Source organism: Lentzea kristufekii, assembly GCF_033949925.1.
Taxonomy (GTDB): domain Bacteria; phylum Actinomycetota; class Actinomycetes; order Mycobacteriales; family Pseudonocardiaceae; genus Lentzea; species Lentzea kristufekii.
Genome location: NZ_JAXAVV010000001.1, coordinates 490,251 through 508,730, shown reverse-complemented (window position 1 = coordinate 508,730; position 18,480 = coordinate 490,251). Strand labels below are relative to the sequence as shown.

The window sequence follows — 18,480 nt, the reverse complement described above, 5'->3', positions numbered from 1 at the left end:
AGTCCGCTTGTGTCAAGGGAGAGTTCGTGGAACGTGCCGACGCCGCCCGCAACCGAGCCGCGATCCTGGCCGCGGCCACCCGGCTGATCAGCGAGCGCGGCATCGAGGCCGTGTCGGTGGAGGACGTGGCCACGGCGGCGGGGGTGGGCAAGGGCACGGTGTTCCGGCGGTTCGGCGACAAGGCGGGGCTGGTCCGGGCGGTGGTCGACGAGACGGCCGCCTCGTGGATCCAGGTCGCGTCGCTGGAGTGCCGCTCCGCCGGAGAGTTCGCCGGCACCCTGTTCGACCACGTGCTGGCGTCCTTGCCGCTGGTCATCGCCGTGGAGCGGACGACGGTGCGCAGCTGCGAGGGCAACTTCCGGATCACCGTCGAGCGGCTCGCGAAGCTGGTCGGCTCGACCTTCAAGGCGCACACCGTGCTGGCCGTGCTGCGCGGTGAGCACATCGAGTTCCTGCTGGCCCAGGGCATGACAGCCGGTGAGATCCGGGCAGGTGTCATTTCACTCGCCGACACGCTCGCGGCTGAGGTTTGATGCCCGGGTGATGAACCGTCAGCTCTCCGGAATCCGCAAGAAGACGCTCCTGGAGAGGCTCGGCCCGGTGCCGGACGTCGACCCCGACCGCTACGGCGACGGGGGCCCGGTGGGTGCACTGGAGACGCGGGTCGCGCAGCTCCTGGGCACCGAGGCCGCGCTGTTCGTGCCGACCGGGACCATGGCGCAGCAGATCGCCCTCAGGTGCTGGGCGGACCGCACGCACAACCCGATCGTGGCGATGCATCCGCAGGCCCACCCGCTCAACCACGAGGACGACGCGCTCACCGTGCTGTCCGGCCTGCGCCCGATCAAGGTGCCGAACTCACGGGTCGCGACCTGCCCGGAGCCGTACGGGACGCTGCTGCTGGAAGTGCCGGACCGCGAGGCCGGGTTCGTCCTGCCGGCCTGGGACGAGCTGACCTCGCTGGTCGACGCCGCTCGTGAGCGGGACGCGGTCGTGCACCTCGACGGCGCGCGGCTGTGGGAGAGCACCTTCGGCCTGGGCAAGCCGCTGCCGGAGATCGCGGGCCTGTTCGACTCGGTCTACGTGTCGTTCTACAAGTCCCTCGAAGGCATCTCCGGCGCGGCGCTCGCCGGCACCCAGGACTTCGTCGACCAGGCACGGGTGTGGCGGCACCGGTACGGCGGCATGCTGTTCCAGCAGTGGCCGGCGGCGTTGTCCGCGTTGCACGGCCTGGACACCGTGCTGCCGAGGCTCGGCACGTACGTCGAGCACGCCAAGGTCGTGGCCGCGGCCATGGGTCTGCCCGAGCCGCACACCCACCAGTTCGCGCTGCACCTGCCCGGCGATCCGCAGCGGCTGACCGAGGTGAGCGGCACGTTCCTCGGCGGCTTCTGGCGGGACGGGACGCTCGCGAAGACCGAGATCACAGTCGCCGAGCCCGCGCTGGAGTGGACGGCGGACGAGGTGCGACAGGCCTGGGAGGAGTTCCAGAGCCTGATCTAGGGCGACGTCGCTCACCTGGCTGTTGGACCTGGGGGTGCGAAATGCGACGATGCCGGGGCTGTGAGGGGAGTGCGAGGAAGCCGGTGCGAATCCGGCGCCGTCCCGCGACTGTGACCGGTAGTGAGAGAACCGGGAGTCAGGAACTCGTTCCCCTCTTGATCACCGACCGCGGGCGTGGACACCCGAGGAAGGACTTCGCCGAGCATGTTCCCCTTTTCGGCTGTCGTCGGACATGACGACCTCCGCCTGGCCCTGCTGCTGAACGCCGTGCACCCCGGCATCGGCGGCGTTCTCGTCCGAGGCGAGAAGGGGACCGCGAAGTCGACCATCGTGCGTGCCCTCGCCGCGCTGCTGCCCGACCTCGACGTCTCCCGGGGTTGCCGCTTCGGCTGCGCGCCCGGCACCACCGACTGCCCCGACGCGCCGCACGAGGGCGTCGAACGGCGGCCGGCCCGGCTCGTGGAACTGCCCGTCGGCGCCACCGAGGACCGGCTCGTCGGGTCGCTCGACCTGGAGAAGGCGCTGACCGAGGGCGTGCGGGCGTTCCAGCCCGGCCTGCTGGCCGCGGCGCACCGGGGCGTCCTCTACGTCGACGAGGTCAACCTGCTGCACGACCACCTGGTCGACCTGCTGCTGGACGCCGCCGCGATGGGCCGCGCGCACGTCGAGCGCGAGGGCGTCTCGGTCTCGCACCCGTCCCAGTTCCTGCTGGTCGGCACCATGAACCCCGAGGAGGGCGAGCTGCGGCCGCAGCTGCTCGACCGGTTCGGGCTGACCGTGGCGGTGAAGGCCGCGCGGGACGTCTCCGTGCGCACCGAGGTGATCCGGCGGCGGCTCGCCTACGAGGCAGACCCCGTCGCGTTCGCGGCGAAGTGGGCCGGGCAGGACGCCGAGCTCAAGCAGCAGATCACCGACGCCCGCGACAACCTGAAGCGGGTGTCCCTTCCGGACAGCGAGCTGCGCCGGATCGCCGCTGTCTGCGCCGCTTTCGAGGTCGACGGGATGCGCGCGGACCTCGTCGTGGCCCGTGCCGCCACCGCCCACGCGGCGTGGCGGGGCGTGACCGAGGTCGAGGAGACGGACGTCGAGACCGCGGTCCGGCTCGCGTTGCCGCACCGGCGCCGCCGCGACCCGTTCGACGAGCCCGGCATCGAGGAGCAGCAGCTCGAAGACGCGATGCGGCAGGCAGCCGAGCACGCGGAGGAGCCACCGGAGGGCCCGGACGACGACGGCCCCGGCGGCGGTGAGCTGCCCGAGCCGCAGGAAGGTCCCAAGGGCAACGGGAACGCGCCTCAGGACCGTCCGGCACCGGAGCCCGCGCCCGCGTTCAAGGCGCGGCTGCTGGAGGTCCCCGGAGTCGGCGAAGGCGCGCCCGGCAAGCGTTCCCGGGCCCGCGCCAGCACCGGCCGGATCGTCCGTTCGTCCAAAGTGGACGGCAGCGGCCTGCACCTGGTCGACACGCTCACGAACGCGGCACCGCACCAGGCGGCGCGGGGCCGCAGTGGTCCCGGGCTGCTGCTCACCGCGTCCGACCTGCGCAAGGCGGTACGGGAGGGCAAGGAGTCGAACCTCGTCCTCTTCGTCGTCGACGCCTCGGGCTCGATGGCCGCGCAGAAGCGGATGTCGGCCGTCAGCGGCGCGGTGATCTCGTTGCTGCGCGACGCCTACCAGCGCCGGGACAAGGTCGGCGTGGTGACGTTCCGCGGCAGCCAGGCCGAGCTCGCGCTGCCCCCGACGACGTCCGTCGACGCGGCGGCCACGCGCCTGAAGAAGATGCGCACCGGTGGCCGGACGCCGCTCGCCGACGGCCTGCTGAAGGCCCACCGCGTCCTGGAGATCGAACGGATGCGCGACCCGCGCAAGCGCCCGCTCGTGGTGCTGCTGACGGACGGCCGCGCCACGTCGTCCGGCCTGGGCGGCGACCCGACGAAGGACGCGTTGAAGGCCGCCGGACTACTCGAGAAGACCGCCGTGGTCGTCGTGGACTGCGAACAGGGCCACGTCCGCCTCGGCCTCGCCCAGAAGATCGCCGAAGCGCTGCAGGGCACCTGCGTCAAGCTCGACCAGCTCAGCGCCGACCACCTCGCCGGCGTCGTCCGGGCCGCGTGAGTTCGCGCTGGTCGTCCGGCCGCCCCTTCGTCGGGATTCGGCGAAGCCCAATCACGGCGAAGCGGCGGACGGACTACCAGCTTCCCGGCGAACTCACCGGAGTCTGCGGAGCAGCGACCAACGAGCAAGGAGAACCCAGTGCCTCAAGGACAACCCACCGAGGTGCCGAAGGACGGCCTGACCACGCGCCAGCGCCGGAACAGGCCGTTGCTGATGCTGCACACCGGTGAGATGAAGGGGAAGTCGACGTCGGCCTTCGGCATGGCGTTGCGCGGCTGGAACCAGGGCTGGGACATCGGCGTGTTCCAGTTCGTGAAGTCCGCCAAGTGGAAGGTGGGCGAGGAGTCCGCGTTCAAGGCGCTCGGCCGGCTGCACGACGAGACCGGCGAGGGCGGCGCCGTCGAGTGGCACAAGATGGGCGAGGGCTGGTCCTGGACCCGCAAGCAGGGCACCGAGGACGACCACGCCACGGCCGCGCTCGAAGGCTGGCACGAGATCCAGCGCAGGATCAACGCCGAACGCCACGGCTTCTACGTGCTCGACGAGTTCACCTACCCGCTGCACTGGGGCTGGATCGACGTCGACGAGGTGGTGGAGACGCTGACGAACCGGCCGGGCCACCAGCACGTCGTCATCACCGGCCGGTACGCGCCGCAGAAGCTGGTCGACGCCGCCGACCTCGTGGTGGAGATGACCAAGGTCAAGCACCCGATGGACGCCGGGCAGAAGGGCCAGCGGGGGATCGAGTGGTGAACAGGCTGGTCGTCGCGGCCCCGGCCTCGGGCAGCGGCAAGACCACCGTCGCGACGGGCCTGATGGCCGCGTTGCGCACGGCCGGGTCGAGGGTCGCGCCGTTCAAGGTGGGGCCCGACTACATCGACCCCGGCTACCACTCGCTGGCGACCGGCAGACCGGGCCGCAACCTCGACCCGGTCATGGTCGGCGAGCACCGGATCCCCGGTCTGTTCGCGCACGGCTCCAAGGGCTGCGACATCGCCGTGGTCGAGGGCGTGATGGGGCTGTTCGACGGCCGCATCGACACCGCGGGCATCGGCTCCACCGCGCACGTCGCCAAGCTGATCAACGCACCGGTGCTGTTCGTCGTGGACGCCCGCGGGCAGAGCCGGTCGCTCGCCGCGCTGCTGCACGGGTTCCGCGGCTACGACCCGACGGTCCGGCTCGGCGGCGTGATCCTCAACCAGGTCGGGTCGGAACGGCACGAGCAGGTGCTCCGGTCCGCGTGCGACGAGGTCGGCCTCGACGTGCTCGGCGTGCTGCCGCGCGATCCGCAGTTCTCCTTGCCCTCACGGCATCTCGGGCTCGTGACGGCGGCCGAGCACGGCCCGGAGGCAGTGGCGGCGGTGGACGCGATCGCCGCCGCGGTGGCCAAGCACGTCGATCTCGACGCGGTGCGCAGGCTGGCGTCGTCGGTGCCCACGATGGCGGTCTCCGCGTGGGAACCCCAGGTCGAGCGCGTCGCGGGCGAGCCGGTGATCGCGGTCGCCGGGGGAGCGGCCTTCACCTTCGGCTACGCCGAGCACGTGGAGGTGCTCAAGGCTGCGGGCGCGGCCGTGGCCGTGCTCGACCCGCTGCACGACGAGGACCTTCCGGAAGGCACGGCGGGACTCGTCCTCCCCGGCGGATTCCCCGAGCAGCACGCGGAAGCGCTGTCGGCCAACGTGAAGTTGCGGGACGCGGTGGCGCGGTTCGCTCGATCGGGTGCGCCGGTCCACGCCGAGTGCGGAGGGTTGCTCTACCTCGCGAGATCACTCGACGGGCACCCGATGTGCGGCGTGCTCGACGCCGAGGGGTTCATGACCCCGAAGCTGACGCTGGGGTATCGCGACGCGGTGGCGTCCACGGGTTCGCCGCTGCATCCGGCGGGCAGCCGCGTGACCGGCCACGAGTTCCACCGGACCCAGCTGTCCACACCGCACTCGGTCCCGCCCGCGTGGCACTGGCGCGGCGTCGACTCGCGGCCGGTCGCCGAGGGCTTCGTGGCGGGTGGCGTGCACGCGTCGTACCTCCACACGCACCCGGCCGGTGATCCGGAGGCCGTAGCCCGTTTCGTGCGGGCCTGCCACCCGTTCGTGGCCGGAGTGGCAGACGGTACGGTCATCGCCTAAGTCTCTCCCCAAACCCCCTGTGGAGCTGTCGTGACGACGACCGGTCGGGTCTCCTTCGTCGGCGCCGGTCCCGGTGCCGCCGACCTCATCACTCTCCGAGGCGCGCGCCGCATCGCGGAAGCCGACGTGGTCGTCTGGGCCCCCAGCGCGGTGGACGCCGAGTGCGTCCGCGAGCACGCCCGCGCCGGCGCCGAGCTGGTCGACTTCTCGCGCGTCACGCCCGAGGAGATCACCGACGTGTACCGCCGCGCCGCCGCCGCGCGCCAGGTCGTCGTGCGCCTGCACCCCGGTGACGCCGCGACCGGTGGTGGCGTTCAGGAGCAGCACGACCTGTGCGTGCGTCTCGGCCTCGAGGTCGAGGTCGTGCCGGGCGTGTCCGTCGTCGCCGCCGCGGCCGCCAAGATCGGCCGCGAGCTCACGCAGACCGAGGCGTCCTCCACGGTGCTGATCTCGCCGGAGAGCAGCGAGCTCGTGAGCGAGTTCGCCGCGCTGCAGACCACGATGGCCGCCACGGTCTCGGGCGCGCGCACCGGCCAGTTCGTGGAGAAGCTGCTGCAGGGCGGGTACTCCGAGGCCACGCCGGTCGTCGTCGCGTACAAGGTGAGCCAGGCCGACGAGCTGGTCGTGCACACCACGATCGGCGAGCTGGAGTCGGTGGTGAAGCAGCACAAGCTCTACCGCCCGACGTTGTTCCTCGTCGGTGCCGCGGTGAAGGCGTCCACGCGTCGTGTCTCGGCCACGACCTCGGTGGACGAGCCGCTACGCGCCGCCCGCCCGACCCGCTGGTCGCGCCGTGCCGCCTCGCGCATCGCGACGCGCACGGACGAGCCGATCCCCGCTCCCGCTCCCGCCGTTCCCACCGCCCCCGCGGCCGAGCCGAACCCGGCGTGGACGGCGGTGGAGGAAATACAGCAGTCCGTGCGCAAGCCCGCCGAGGAGCCCGCGCCGAAGCCCAAGCTGACGGTCGTCGCGGCGGAGATGCCGAAGCCGCCGACGGTCAACGCCTCGACGTCCACGCCGAGGAAGAAGCCGGTCCGCAAGCCCAAGCGGTCTGCTAACTGATGTCGCTGGAGAAGCTGCGGGAGGCAGCGGGCCGTCCCGTCGAGATCGTCGACGTCGAGGACGGCCTGCGCCCCGCGCTGAACGTGTGCCGCGCCCACTCCGCCGTGATCGTCAGGCTCGCCGAGGGCATCGGCCCCGCCGAGATCGGCGCGGGTCTCGCGGGCTGGCGCCGCACGCTGACGGTGCAGGACGCCGGCGAGCTGATCGCCGTCGACCCGCGCGACGCGGTGACGCGCCGCTGGACCGCCCCGGACGCCGTGTTGTGCCTGGCGGACAACGAGTTCCTCCGTTCGAACGACGGCTGGGCACTCCCGGACGACGCCTTCGCGAGCCGCGCCCACGTGCTCGGCGCCGAGGTGCGCGCGTTCGTGCTGGCCCGCCTCGCCCCGCGCCCCGGCGTGCTGGTGTGGGACGTGCTCGCGGGTTCCGGCGCGGTCGGCGTGGAGTGCGCCCGGCTGGGTGCCGCGGTGATCGCGGTCGAGCCGGACCCCGTCCAGTGCGTGCGGATCATCGCGAACGCCTCCGCGCACGGCGTCGACGTCCGGGTCGAGGAGGCCGAGCTGGACGCGCCTTCGTTGCCGCGCCCGGATTCGGTGTTCGTCGGCCGGGGAGAGCTGAGCGCGGTCAAGGCCTCGGCGGCGGTGTCGGCCCGCCGAGTCGTGGTCGTGACGGAGAGCGTCGACGAGATCGTGCCCGCGCGGGACGCGTTGCAGGCCGCCGGTTACGAGGTGGAGGGCGTGCACTGGACGGCCTCGCGCCTGCTGGACTCGGGATTCGCTCCGGCGGTCCCGGTGACCGTGTTGTGGGGAAGCAAGAAGTGATCGGAGTGTTCGCCGGCCCGGCGCAGCGCGGTGACGCCGCTGACCTCGCCGGGCTGCTCGGTGCCGACGCCGTCGTCCCCGACGGCCCGGTCAAGCCCGCCGTCCGCAGCCTCTGGCCCCGCCTGGGCGCCGTCGTGCTGTTCCTGGACGCGGGGTCCGCCGTGCGGCTGGTCGCGCCCCTGTTGCGGGACAGGCGATCCGATCCCGCCGTGGTGTGCGTGGACGAGCACTTCGTCGTCGCGCTGGCCGGTGACGCGGACGTGTTCACCCGCCACGTCGCCGACGTGCTGAACCGCACCGCCGTGGTGACGAGCGGTCCGCTGGTCGACTCGATGCTGGACGAGCTGGTCGAGCAGCTCGACGCCACCGCGGTCGGCGACGTCGAGGCCTGCACCGCCGCCATCGACGCGGGCGAGAAGGTCGTGCTGCGCAACCCGCTGAACTTCCCGCTGCCCGCGTTGCCGCCCAACGTCGTGGCGGGTGGTGAGGACGCGACGTGGGTGATCGTCGTGGACGACCGGGCCGCCGCGGCGAAGGAGAACGTGTTGCGGATCGTGCCGCGCACGCTCGTCGTCGGAGTGGGGTCGACGCGCGGTGCGTCGGCCACGAGTGTGGGTGCCGCACTGTCCGAGCTGGACGTTCAGGGTGGCCTGGACCTTCGTGCCATCAAGGCGTTCGCGACAGCGGACGTCAAGGCGGACGAACCCGGCATCGTGGACGCCGTGGAGGACTGGGGTTTCTGGCACGGTGACACGGCCGAGCTGCTGACGTTCCCGACCGGCGAGCTCGCCGAGATCGGGGTGCCGAACCCGAGTTCGGTGGTGCGCAACTCGATGGGCACCGCGAGCGTCGCGGAGGCGGCCGCGTTGCGTGGCGCGCGGAGCGTCGGGCACGGTGGCCCGATCGAGCTGGCGGCGGAGAAGTTCAAGCGCGACAACGTGACAGTGGCCGCGGCACGGGTGCTGCCGCGTGGCCGGCTCGCGTTGGTCGGACTCGGGCCGGGTCCTGCCGAGCAGCGCACGCCCCGTGCGGAGGCGGAGATCCGGCGCGCGGCGTTCGTGATCGGGTCGCCCGAGGCGATCGACTCCGTGCGCCCGCTTCTGCGCTCCGGCACCGAAGTCGGTCACGAGGGCGCGTTCGACTTGGCCGCTCGTGGTGCGGCGGTCGCGTTCGTCGCTTTCGGAACCGGACCAACGCTGGACATTCCGGTCGAAGCCGACGTGATTGTTGTTCCCGGAGTCTGGGAACGCTGATGTTCTTCCTTCTTTCGTAGGGTTTCCATCGAAGTTTTGCCGATTAGCGTCGCCATGCACACGGCCCACCCTGCTCGGGCCCGGAAGCACTGGAGACCGGCATGAGAGCCCGTCGTCTCGTCGCTGTCGCCTGCACCGCCGGCGTCGCCCTGTCCCTGCTGACGATCAGCGCCCAGGCCGCCGCGCCCGAGGAGGGCCTGCGGCTGCTGGCCGTGCGCGACTCGCTGACCGCCACGCACACCTGGTACGAACAGACCTACGACGGCAAACCGGTGCTGGGCGCGTACTACGTCGAGCACGTGGACAAGTCGACCGGCGTGAAGACCGTGGACGACGGCCGGCTGACCGTCGGCTCGGTCGACGTCACGCCCGCGGTGTCCGCCGAGGACGCCAAGGCGAAGTCCGCCGGTGCTCCCGAAGGCGCGAGCCTGAAGGTGCTGCCCGGCACCGGGCTCGTCTACGAGGTGATCTCCGACAACGGCAAGGGATCCGAGCGCACGCTGGTGCACGCGGAGTCCGGTGCCGTCGTCAGGACCGAGAGCCTGGTCAAGCACGCGGACGGCACCGGCAAGGTGTTCAGCCCGAACCCCGTGTCGTCGCAGCAGAACCAGAACCTGGTGGACGGCGACGACGCCGACTCGGCCGTGCCCGCCGCCGCGTACCGGTCGGTGACGTTGTCCGACTTGGACGGTTCCGGCTACCTCAAGGGCAACTACGCCCAGCTGACCGGCTCGAAGAGCAAGCTCGCGTACAGCAAGAGCAACAAGTTCGAGTACACGCGTGCCAACGACCTCTTCGAGCAGGTCAACGCCTACTGGGGCGTGACGGAGTCGCAGAAGTACATCCAGAGCCTCGGCTTCAAGAACGTCAACAACGAGTCGCAGAAGATCACCACGCTCGGCCTGAAAGAGGACAACTCGTTCTACGACCCGAACAAGGACCAGATCACGTTCGGCACGGGCGGCGTGGACGACGCCGAGGACGTCGAGGTGGTGTGGCACGAGCTCGGCCATGCCATCCAGGACGCCCAGGTTCCCGGTTTCGGCTCCACCGTCGAGGGCGGCTCGATCGGCGAGGGCTTCGGCGACTGGTGGGCGTTGATCATGTCCTCCGCGGATGCCAAGGACACCGCCACGGTGCCGTTGGCGTGCATCATGGACTGGGACGCCACGGCCTACACGACCGAGACGCCACACTGCCTGCGTCGCACCGACACCGACCTGAAGTACGCCGATCGCAAGGGCCAGGTGCACTTCGACGGTCAGATCTGGTCCCGGGCTCTGTGGGACATCTACCAGAAGTTCGGCCGGGACAAGTCCGCGAAGATCGTGCTGGAGGCTCAGTTCTCCTACTCGCCCTCGACGAACTTCGCACAGGCCGCCACCGCGACCGTGGAGACCGCCAGGAAACTTTACGGTGACACGGACGCAGCATTCGTCCGATCTGTTTTCGACGCCCGCGGAATCGAAAAGAACTAAGTCAAAAGTCAAACCGCCCGGAACAGACAAGTGGCGGTTGTGCTGCTGAATCTCCGCCCGTGACGCTGTGTGTGCTGTCGCTGTACACCCTGCACACACAGTGTCATCGGGAAGGACTGGCAACATGGCGAAAACCCTGCATCGCCTGATCGTGTCCGTCGTGGTGTCCGCTCTCGCGAGCATCTTCTTCAGCGCTCCCGCGGCCAACGCGGAGGACGTGTCGCCGATGATCGTCGGCGGTACGCGAGCGAGCACCTCGACCTATCCGTGGGTGGTCTACCTGGCCTCGACCTCCGGTTCGCAGTTCTGCGGTGGCACGCTGGTGAAGGCCAACAAGGTCGTCACCGCCGCACACTGCGTGAAGGGCCGTACTGCTGCCAGCACGCGCGTCGTGCACGGCCGTGACGACAAGCAGAGCACCGCGGGCACCGTCGCGAGCGTGACCAGGATCTGGGTGCACCCCAGCTACACCACCGCGACCGCCGGCTACGACGTCGCCGTGCTGACGCTGGACCGCAGCCTCAACTCGGCCACGCTGCCGCTGGCCACGCCGCAGGACACGGCGCTCTACGCGGCCGGCAACTCGGCGCTGATCCTCGGCTGGGGCACCACCTCCTCCGGTGGTTCCGCCTCGCGCTACCTGCTCAAGGCCAACGTGCCGCTGACCTCGGACGCGACCTGCAAGACCGCGTACTCGCAGTACAGCAACACCTCGATGGTGTGCGCGGGCTACCCGCAGGGTGGCACCGACACCTGCCAGGGCGACTCCGGTGGCCCGCTGGTGTTCGGCGGCAAGCTCATCGGTGACACCTCCTGGGGCCGCGGCTGTGCCAGCGCCGGCTACCCCGGCGTGTACGGCCGCATCGCGTCGTACTACTCCGTGATCACCGCTCAGCTCTGATCCGTCGCCTGTCTGTTGCAGGGTGCGTGCTCCGGCGCGCACCCTGCACGCATGGCTGATCTGGAAGCTGTGCCGGAAGACTGGTCGAGCGCGCTGGTCGTCGTCGCCCACCCTGATGACATGGAGTACGGCGGTGCGGGCGCCATCGCGCGTTGGACCGCGCAAGGCAAGAACATCAGGTACCTGCTCGCGTGCCGTGGTGAGAACGGCATCGACACAATGGAACCGGCTGTCTGCGCGCCGTTGCGGGTCGAGGAGCAGATCGCGTCCTGTGCGGCCGTCGGCGTGACCGAGGTCGAGTTCCTGGACCACCCGGACGGCACCATCGAGTACGGCCTTCCGCTGCGGCGCGACATCGCGGCCGCCATCCGCCGTCACCGGCCGGAGTTCGTGATCACCGGCAACTACCGCGAGACCTGGCCCGGCGGCGGCCTGAACATGGCGGACCACATCGCCGTCGGACGCGCTGCCGTCGATGCGGTGCGGGACGCGGGCAACCGGTGGATCTTCCCGGAGCTCGGGCTGGAGAAGTGGGAAGGCGTGAAGTACGTGGCGGCGGCGTCCTCGCCGTTGGCGACGCACGCCGTGGACATCACCGACTCGTTCGACGCCTCGGTGGCCTCTCTGCGCGCGCACAAGGCGTACCTGGAGGCGTTGAGCGGCGACATGGCGGACCCGGAGCCGTTCCTCCGTTCGATGGCAGAAGCGGTGGGCGAGCGCTTCGGAGGGGTGCTGGCCACTTCTTTCGAGCTGCTGTCCGTGTGACCATGTTCCCTTCGGCTGGACACGGCGTGTCCCGTGTGGATGCTTCTACGCATGCCCTTTGAACAGCACTACCTGGCCGGCCTCGACCTCCGGGGCCGGCGCGTCCTCGTGGTCGGCGGAGGCACGGTCGCGCAGCGCCGTCTACCTCGCCTGATCGCGTCCGGCGCCGTCGTCGAGCTCGTGTCGCCGTCCGTCACCCCCGCCGTGCAGGGCATGGTCGACGCGGGAGAGCTGACGTGGCACCAGAGGCACTACGAGACCGGTGACGTCGAGGGCGCGTGGTACGTGGTGGCGTGCACGTCCGACATCGAGGTGAACACGCAGATCGGTGAAGAAGCGCTCTCGCAGCGTGTGTTCTGCGTGCGCGCGGACATCGCCGTCGAGGGCACGGCCGTCACCCCGGCCACGGGCATGCACGACGGTATGTTGATCGGTGTGCTGGCGGGTGGCGAGCACCGCAGGTCGGCCTCGGTGCGGGACGGCCTCGTGGCGGCGTTGCGCGACGGTCGCATCGCGGACCAGTCCGCGCCACCCGTCGGTGTGGCCCTGGTCGGTGGCGGTCCCGGCGACCCCGAGCTGATCACCGTGCAGGGCAAGCGCTTGCTGGCTCACGCGGACGTGGTGGTCGCGGATCGGCTGGCGCCGCGCGAGCTGCTGGAGGAACTGCCCGCGCACGTCGAGGTCGTGGACGCGGCGAAGATCCCCTACGGCCGTGCGGCGACGCAGGAGTTCATCAACCAGACGCTGATCGACCGCGCCAAGGAGGGCAAGTTCGTCGTCCGGCTCAAGGGTGGCGACCCGTACGTCTTCGGGCGTGGTTTCGAGGAGCTGCTGGCGTGCGCGGAGGCCGGGATCCCGGTGACCGTGGTGCCAGGCGTGACGTCGGCGTTCGGTGTGCCCGCATTGGCCGGTGTGCCGGTGACGCACCGAGGCGTGGCGCACGAGGTCGTCGTCGTCTCCGGTCACGTTGCGCCGGACGACCCGCGCTCCCTCGTCGACTGGTCAGCGATCGCACGCCTTCGTGGCACCGTCGTGCTGATGATGGCGGTCGAACGGGCCGGTGCGTTCGCTACGGCGTTGATGGAGGGCCGTCCCGGCTCGACGCCCGTCGCCGTGATCCAGGAAGGCAGCACGGCGTCCCAGCGCGTTTACAGGTCTACTTTGGACACTTTGGGCGCGGACGTGAAGACCTGGGAAGTTCGTCCTCCGGCGATCATCGTGGTGGGCCCGGTCGCGGACATTGCTCCCGCAAATAGTTAGATAAGTTTCTTTACAAAAGCCGCGTCACCGGTGGACTCTGCATTCACGCCGCCTGAGTCCACCGGTTTGCGGAGGCCTGCATGAAACGCGTCCTGACTTCGGCGGCGGGCATTGTGCTCGCGATGTCCGGTTCCGTCGTTCCGGCAACAGCGAACGCCGCGCCCCAGCAGGTCTTCTGGACCTTCTACGGCTGGTACGACAACACGCCACCCGGCGGTGACATCGCCTACCCGCAGATCCACGACACGGCCGGCGGCAAGGGCACGTGGTCGGACCCGATCACGTTCGCGACGTCCAGCAAAGAGGCCAAGCCGGGAACGAAGATCTACTTCCCGCGCGTCAAGAAGTACTTCATCATGGAGGACTCCTGTTCCTCCTGCGAGCAGGACTGGAACGGCAACGGCCCCAACGGCGGCCCGAAGCTGTGGCACTTCGACGCGTGGGTCGGCGGCAGGGGCGGCAACGCCATGAACGTGATCGACTGCGAGGACGCGCTGACGAACTACCACGACGACGGCAAGCCGGTGCTGGAGGAGACCGTCATCAACCCGCCGTCGAACCTGCAGGTGGACCCGACGCCGATCTTCAACACCTCGACCGGCGAGTGCTACGGCGGCGCGAAGCCCAAGACCACCAACGGCGAGTACAAGAACGTCTCGACCGGCAAGTGCCTCCAGGGCGGCTCGGCGGGTGCCCAGCTGACCACGGCGACCTGCAACGGTTCCACGAAGCAGCAGTTCAAGTTCCACGGCGCGTTCATGGAGCAGGGTTCGCCCCAGCAGTGCACCACGCTGTCCTCGGGCAAGGTGCTGCTGAAGAAGTGCGACGGCGGACCGGCCCAGCAGTGGTCGATCAACCCGAACAAGACGATCTCGGACATGCAGCACAACACCAAGTGCTACCGGGACGCGTCCGGCAAGGTGACCGCGGCGTCCTGTTCCGGCTCCGCCGCCCAGTGGACGTTCAAGGCAGCAGCGCCGGCAGTGTGAAGTGCGTGCGCAGTGACTTCAGGCTGAGGAGTCCGACCGCGGTGCGGAGCGTCACCGCGACGTACCAGGGCGCCAGCAACCCGAAGTAGTCCGCAGTCAGCCCGCCCAGCAGCGCGCCGACCGGCTGAACACCCCACGTGATCAGCGTCTGCGCGCTGCTGACGCGGCCCAGCAGTTCCGTTGGCACCACACGCTGCCTGAAACTCGACGTGGCCACACCCCACACGGCCGTGCAGAACGAACTCACCACCGCGAACGCCGCGACCGTCACGAGGTTGTGGGCGACCGCGGCAATTCCCAGCCACATCAACGGAATCAGCACCACCGTGGCCGTGACCGCGTTGCGAAACCTCGCGAGCAAACGTTCGGCGAGCAGCCCGCCCGCGACACCCCCACACGCAAGCGTGGCCAGAAAGACGCCGAACCCGGCGCCGGTCACCCCGAGCCGTTGCTGAGCGAACAACACCAACGTCGCCATGGTCATCGCAATGCACAGGTTCGTAGTCGCCGACACGACCGTGATGGTCCTCAACGCCTTGTGCTGCACCAACCATCGCAAGCCCTCCCTGACCCTGGGCCTGGCCGTCGGCACCTTCCGTTCCGTACGCATCCTGCTGACCAACAACGCCGCGACGGCGAACGTCAGCGCGTTGACCCAGAACGGCGCAGGCACAGCGATCGCGAACAGCAGCCCACCCAACGGCGGCCCCACGAACTGCAGCGCCACAGCCTGCGACGCGAACAACCTGCCGTTCGCACGCTCCAGCAGATGGTTCTCCACAGTGGCCTTGATGAGTGGCTGCCCAACGGCCCGTGGCACGTTCTCGGCCGTGCCGATCAAAAAGGCCATGCCGTACAGAAACGCGATGTGCGCGCTGTGGAACGCAGCGAGCAGGCCCATGAGCAAGCACTGAACCCACAACGCCGCCAGGAGAAGGCGCCGGCCGTCGTACCGGTCCGCTGCCGCTCCGGCTGGAAGTGCGGCCAACAGCCAGGGGAGTGCGCCGAAGAAGCTCACACCGGCGATCAGCTTCGGATCCTGGGTGATGGTCGCGGCGAGCAACGGCAGCGCCGCCAGGAAGATGCCGTCCCCCAACGCCGAGATGGCGCTGCCGCTCCACAGCAGGTACCAGTTCCGCCCCATGGGGCACCTTACGTGCCGCAAGCAGAACCAACCGCCGCGCAGGCCCCGCCCACCCAAGGGGCTGAACCGGCGCGGAGGGCGATCTCAACCATCGAACAAAGAGGCACCGCTCACCTGTCCGCGGACAACTCGGCCTCAAACACGGCAAAGGCCGCCTCCCACAAGGGGAAGCGGCCTCCACCGTCGATCAGATCAAGCTCAGTGCTGCGGCGCTGCCCGGCGCGGACGACCCGCGCCGCGCTCGGTCCGCCCGAACGCGCGACCACCCTCGGACCGCTCCGAACGGCGCGGTCCACCGCGGAACTCGCCACCCTCGGTGCGACGACCGGAGCCACCGCGGGCGGCACCGGCGGCGGCCGGGGCACCGAAGCGACGGCCGGAGCCACCGCTGCGGCGGGCCGGCTTCTCGCGTTCGATGATCGGCTCGCCGGACGGCATGCGGGCGCCGGTGATGCGGGCCAGGTCTTCGTCGCCGGGGCGCACCTTCGTGCTCTCCGGACGGATGCCCGCTCGCGCGGCCATGCCCTGGACTGCGCGGCGCTGGTCGTGCGTGACCAGCGTGACGACCGTGCCGGACTGACCTGCGCGGGCCGTGCGGCCGGCGCGGTGCAGGTAGTCCTTCGGGTCGGCAGGCGGGTCGACGTGGACGACCAGCGAGACGTCGTCGACGTGGATGCCGCGAGCGGCGACGTCGGTGGCGATCAGGACCGGCATGGTGCCCTCGCGGAACTCGCCGAGCACGCGGGTGCGCGCGCTCTGCGCCTTGCCGCCGTGCAGCGCTCCGGCGTTGACGCCCATGGAACGCAGCTTCTTGGCCAGGCGGTCCACGTGGTGCTTGGTGCGCACGAACATGATCGTGCGGCCCTCGCGCGCGGCCACTTCGTTCACCACGTTCTGCTTGTCCTCTGCGGACACGAGCAGCAGGTGGTGCTCCATGGTCGTGACGCTCGCGGTGGCCGGGGCCACCGAATGCGTCACCGGGGAGTGCAGGTACTGGCGGACCAGCTTGTCCACGTCGCCGTCGAGCGTCGCGGAGAACAGCAGGCGCTGCCCGTCCTGCGGGGTCAGGTCGAGGATCGCGCGGACCTGGGGCATGAAGCCCATGTCGGCCATCTGGTCGGCCTCGTCCAGCGCGGTGATCTCGACGGAGCCGAGGTCGCACGTGCCCTGGCGGACGTGGTCGGACAGGCGGCCCGGCGTGGCGATCAGCAGGTCGACGCCGCGGCGCAGGTGCTCGATCTGGCGCGGGAACGACGTGCCGCCGACGACGACGCGGCACCACAGGCCCAGCGAGCGGGCGTGCGGCATGAGCGCCGTCTCCACCTGCATCGCGAGCTCGCGGGTCGGGACGAGGATCAGGCCACGCGGCTTGTGAGGCACGGAGCGGCCCTTTGCGAGGCGGGTCAGCATCGCGAGACCGAACGCCAGCGTCTTGCCGGAGCCGGTCTGGCCACGGCCGAGGATGTCGCGGCCGGCCATGGCGTCGGGAAGGGTGGCCGCCTGGATCGGGAACGGCTCGGTGATTTCGTTGGCGACGAGCGAGCGGATCAGCGCGTCGGCAAGGCCGAGTTCAGCGAACGAGGGCAGCGGGCCTTCCGGCAACGTGCTCTCGAACGGCTCGGCGACGATCGGTTCCTCGACCCGCTGCTGCGGACGCGAGGAATTGCCCTGGCGACCCGAGCGGCGCCGCGGTGACCTGCGGCTTTGCCCACGCTCGGAACGGCCTTCGGACATTGATGGCAAAACAAACCTCCGGGACATGGCACGTCTCGAGGCTGCCCCGCGAGCTACCGCGGTGCCGATCACAAGGACGGGCCCGGCGTGATGGTCACGCCGCTGATGAGTGGGTGGAAACACCGGTCAACGGCCGTCAAGCCTTCATCGGTGTACAGCACAGTCTAGCTGATCAATGGCGAAGCCTCGCGCGCCCGGCAGTGTCGTTGGACACGGCCGGGCGCGCGACGCCGGGTCAACCCATGCCCGCCACGTCCAGCAGCGTCGCCACCAGCGCGGACGGGTCGCCGATCTCCGACGGCAGGCCGCGCGAGGCGAACCAGCCGCAGATGTTGCGGACGTCCCGGTCGAGGAACTCCACGCCGCGCGGGTTCGCGACGAGGTCGACCACCTGCGGCAGGTCGATCACGACCAGCCTGCCGTCGTGCACCATCAGGTTGTACGCCGAGAGGTCGCCGTGCGTGATGCCCGCCTCGGCGAGCGTCATCAGCGTCGCGACCAGCTGACGCCACAGGTCGAGCAGCTCGTCCTCGTCGGGACGGGTCTGCGCGAGCCGCGGTGCCGCGTTGCCCTCGGCGTCCCCGATGAACTCCAGCAGCAGCTCGGTGCCGCTGCGCTGCACCGGGTACGGCACCGGAGCGCCGATCTGCCACAGCTTCGAGAGCGCGGCGAACTCCGCGACCGTCCACTGTTCCGCGATCAGGTTGCGCCCGAACGCGGTGCGGTTCGCGATCGCCCGGTTCTCACGGGACTTCTTCATGCGACGACCCTCGAGGTACCCCGCGTCGCGGTGGAACATCCGGTGGTCGTTGCTGCGGTAGCGCTTGGCGGCGAGCAGGCACGACCTGTCGCCCATCGCGCGTTCCAGCAGGAAGACGTCCGCCTCCTTGCCGGTCTTCACGATGCCGAGTTCGCGGTCGACCGCGGCCAGTTCGGTGATGAGCCAGTCCGGGTGCGGTTTCGGACCCTGATCGGCGTCGCCCCACGTGGACCAGCGGTCGCCGTCCTCGGGAGTGTCCGCCGAGCTGAGCTGGTCCTCGCGCACTCGTGCGACGCGCAGCTTCTCTTCTTCGGTCATGCGGCCGCGACGCGTGGGTTCCGCGTCGTCAGCGCTGCGGTTGGTGCGCTTTCCCTTGCGCCGCATGGTGTCGTCGGCGCCGTCGAAAGCAGATTCGTAACGTTCGAAAAGATCGTGCTCGCGCACGGTGGGGTCTCCCAAAAGATGAAGGTGACCGCCCCACTGGCGCTCTGCGATCAAACGGTGCTGATCAGGCGCGAGGGGCGGCTGGACGGGTCGCGAGTGCGGTGCCACGCCCAAAGACAGGCTCTGACATG

General features: G+C 70.1%; 16 protein-coding genes and 1 riboswitch. Of the genes, 13 read left to right on the top strand and 3 right to left on the bottom strand.

Translation table 11 applies throughout. The features are described from left to right. Nucleotides 1-26 precede the first annotated feature (26 nt). From SK571_RS02505 to SK571_RS02445, 13 genes are all read left to right on the top strand, one after another. Complete coding sequence (locus SK571_RS02505; protein WP_319982361.1) at nucleotides 27-533, top strand: helix-turn-helix domain-containing protein; 507 nt, start codon at nucleotides 27-29, stop codon at nucleotides 531-533. A 10-nt stretch (nucleotides 534-543) separates the two neighbouring features. After that, nucleotides 544-1,503: a threonine aldolase family protein gene (locus SK571_RS02500; protein WP_319982556.1), complete on the top strand. Its 960-nt coding sequence runs from the start codon at nucleotides 544-546 to the stop codon at nucleotides 1,501-1,503. 50 nt (nucleotides 1,504-1,553) lie between these two features. Then, a riboswitch (cobalamin riboswitch) is annotated at nucleotides 1,554-1,669 on the top strand. Between the two features lie 38 nt (nucleotides 1,670-1,707). Further along, complete coding sequence (locus SK571_RS02495; protein WP_319982360.1) at nucleotides 1,708-3,612, top strand: putative cobaltochelatase; 1,905 nt, start codon at nucleotides 1,708-1,710, stop codon at nucleotides 3,610-3,612. A gap of 138 nt (nucleotides 3,613-3,750) precedes the next feature. Further along, nucleotides 3,751-4,365: a cob(I)yrinic acid a,c-diamide adenosyltransferase gene (cobO, locus tag SK571_RS02490; protein ID WP_266042844.1), complete on the top strand. Its 615-nt coding sequence runs from the start codon at nucleotides 3,751-3,753 to the stop codon at nucleotides 4,363-4,365. Then, entirely contained in the window at nucleotides 4,362-5,738 is a 1,377-nt protein-coding gene (locus tag SK571_RS02485) for a cobyrinate a,c-diamide synthase (protein ID WP_319982359.1), read from the top strand. The genes cobO and SK571_RS02485 overlap by 4 nt, the downstream gene beginning before the upstream one ends. A gap of 30 nt (nucleotides 5,739-5,768) precedes the next feature. Continuing rightward, nucleotides 5,769-6,800, top strand: coding sequence for a cobalt-precorrin-4/precorrin-4 C(11)-methyltransferase (locus tag SK571_RS02480; protein ID WP_319982358.1), 1,032 nt, complete (start codon nucleotides 5,769-5,771; stop codon nucleotides 6,798-6,800). After that, nucleotides 6,800-7,621: a hypothetical protein gene (locus SK571_RS02475; protein ID WP_319982357.1), complete on the top strand. Its 822-nt coding sequence runs from the start codon at nucleotides 6,800-6,802 to the stop codon at nucleotides 7,619-7,621. The genes SK571_RS02480 and SK571_RS02475 overlap by 1 nt, the downstream gene beginning before the upstream one ends. After that, entirely contained in the window at nucleotides 7,618-8,874 is a 1,257-nt protein-coding gene (locus SK571_RS02470; protein WP_319982356.1) for a cobalamin biosynthesis protein, read from the top strand. Before SK571_RS02475 ends, SK571_RS02470 begins: the two co-directional genes overlap by 4 nt. A 101-nt stretch (nucleotides 8,875-8,975) precedes the next feature. Further along, a complete protein-coding gene (locus SK571_RS02465) occupies nucleotides 8,976-10,352 on the top strand; it encodes a M36 family metallopeptidase (RefSeq protein WP_319982355.1) in 1,377 nt (458 codons plus the stop codon). Between the two features lie 124 nt (nucleotides 10,353-10,476). Then, complete coding sequence (locus tag SK571_RS02460; protein WP_319982354.1) at nucleotides 10,477-11,253, top strand: S1 family peptidase; 777 nt, start codon at nucleotides 10,477-10,479, stop codon at nucleotides 11,251-11,253. A 51-nt stretch (nucleotides 11,254-11,304) separates the two neighbouring features. Continuing rightward, nucleotides 11,305-12,018, top strand: coding sequence for a PIG-L deacetylase family protein (locus tag SK571_RS02455; RefSeq protein WP_319982353.1), 714 nt, complete (start codon nucleotides 11,305-11,307; stop codon nucleotides 12,016-12,018). Between the two features lie 51 nt (nucleotides 12,019-12,069). After that, on the top strand, nucleotides 12,070-13,278 hold the full coding sequence (gene cobA, locus SK571_RS02450) for a uroporphyrinogen-III C-methyltransferase (RefSeq protein ID WP_319982352.1): 1,209 nt from the start codon (nucleotides 12,070-12,072) through the stop codon (nucleotides 13,276-13,278). Nucleotides 13,279-13,358: 80 nt separating this feature from the next. After that, a complete protein-coding gene (locus SK571_RS02445; RefSeq protein ID WP_319982351.1) occupies nucleotides 13,359-14,267 on the top strand; it encodes an RICIN domain-containing protein in 909 nt (302 codons plus the stop codon). Here the strand turns inward: SK571_RS02445 and SK571_RS02440 are convergent. From SK571_RS02440 to SK571_RS02430, 3 genes are all read right to left on the bottom strand, one after another. After that, on the bottom strand, nucleotides 14,242-15,411 hold the full coding sequence (locus SK571_RS02440) for an MFS transporter (RefSeq protein ID WP_319982350.1): 1,170 nt from the start codon (nucleotides 15,409-15,411) through the stop codon (nucleotides 14,242-14,244). The genes SK571_RS02445 and SK571_RS02440 overlap by 26 nt on opposite strands. Nucleotides 15,412-15,609: 198 nt before the next feature. Continuing rightward, complete coding sequence (locus SK571_RS02435) at nucleotides 15,610-17,145, bottom strand: DEAD/DEAH box helicase (RefSeq protein WP_319982349.1); 1,536 nt, start codon at nucleotides 17,143-17,145, stop codon at nucleotides 15,610-15,612. A gap of 235 nt (nucleotides 17,146-17,380) precedes the next feature. Then, nucleotides 17,381-18,349, bottom strand: coding sequence for a serine protein kinase RIO (locus SK571_RS02430; RefSeq protein ID WP_406601926.1), 969 nt, complete (start codon nucleotides 18,347-18,349; stop codon nucleotides 17,381-17,383). Between the last annotated feature and the right edge of the window lie 131 nt (nucleotides 18,350-18,480).

Bases quoted from the DNA above. Each gene is read 5' to 3' on its own strand.
- SK571_RS02500 (WP_319982556.1), top strand. From the start codon at position 544: ATGAACCGTCAGCTCTCCGGAATCCGCAAGAAGACGCTCCTGGAGAGG.
- SK571_RS02495 (WP_319982360.1), top strand. From the start codon at position 1,708: ATGTTCCCCTTTTCGGCTGTCGTCGGACATGACGACCTCCGCCTGGCC.
- SK571_RS02475 (WP_319982357.1), top strand. From the start codon at position 6,800: ATGTCGCTGGAGAAGCTGCGGGAGGCAGCGGGCCGTCCCGTCGAGATC.
- SK571_RS02465 (WP_319982355.1), top strand. From the start codon at position 8,976: ATGAGAGCCCGTCGTCTCGTCGCTGTCGCCTGCACCGCCGGCGTCGCC.
- SK571_RS02460 (WP_319982354.1), top strand. From the start codon at position 10,477: ATGGCGAAAACCCTGCATCGCCTGATCGTGTCCGTCGTGGTGTCCGCT.
- SK571_RS02455 (WP_319982353.1), top strand. From the start codon at position 11,305: ATGGCTGATCTGGAAGCTGTGCCGGAAGACTGGTCGAGCGCGCTGGTC.
- cobA (WP_319982352.1), top strand. From the start codon at position 12,070: ATGCCCTTTGAACAGCACTACCTGGCCGGCCTCGACCTCCGGGGCCGG.
- SK571_RS02445 (WP_319982351.1), top strand. From the start codon at position 13,359: ATGAAACGCGTCCTGACTTCGGCGGCGGGCATTGTGCTCGCGATGTCC.
- SK571_RS02440 (WP_319982350.1), bottom strand. From the start codon at position 15,411: ATGGGGCGGAACTGGTACCTGCTGTGGAGCGGCAGCGCCATCTCGGCG.
- SK571_RS02435 (WP_319982349.1), bottom strand. From the start codon at position 17,145: ATGTCCGAAGGCCGTTCCGAGCGTGGGCAAAGCCGCAGGTCACCGCGG.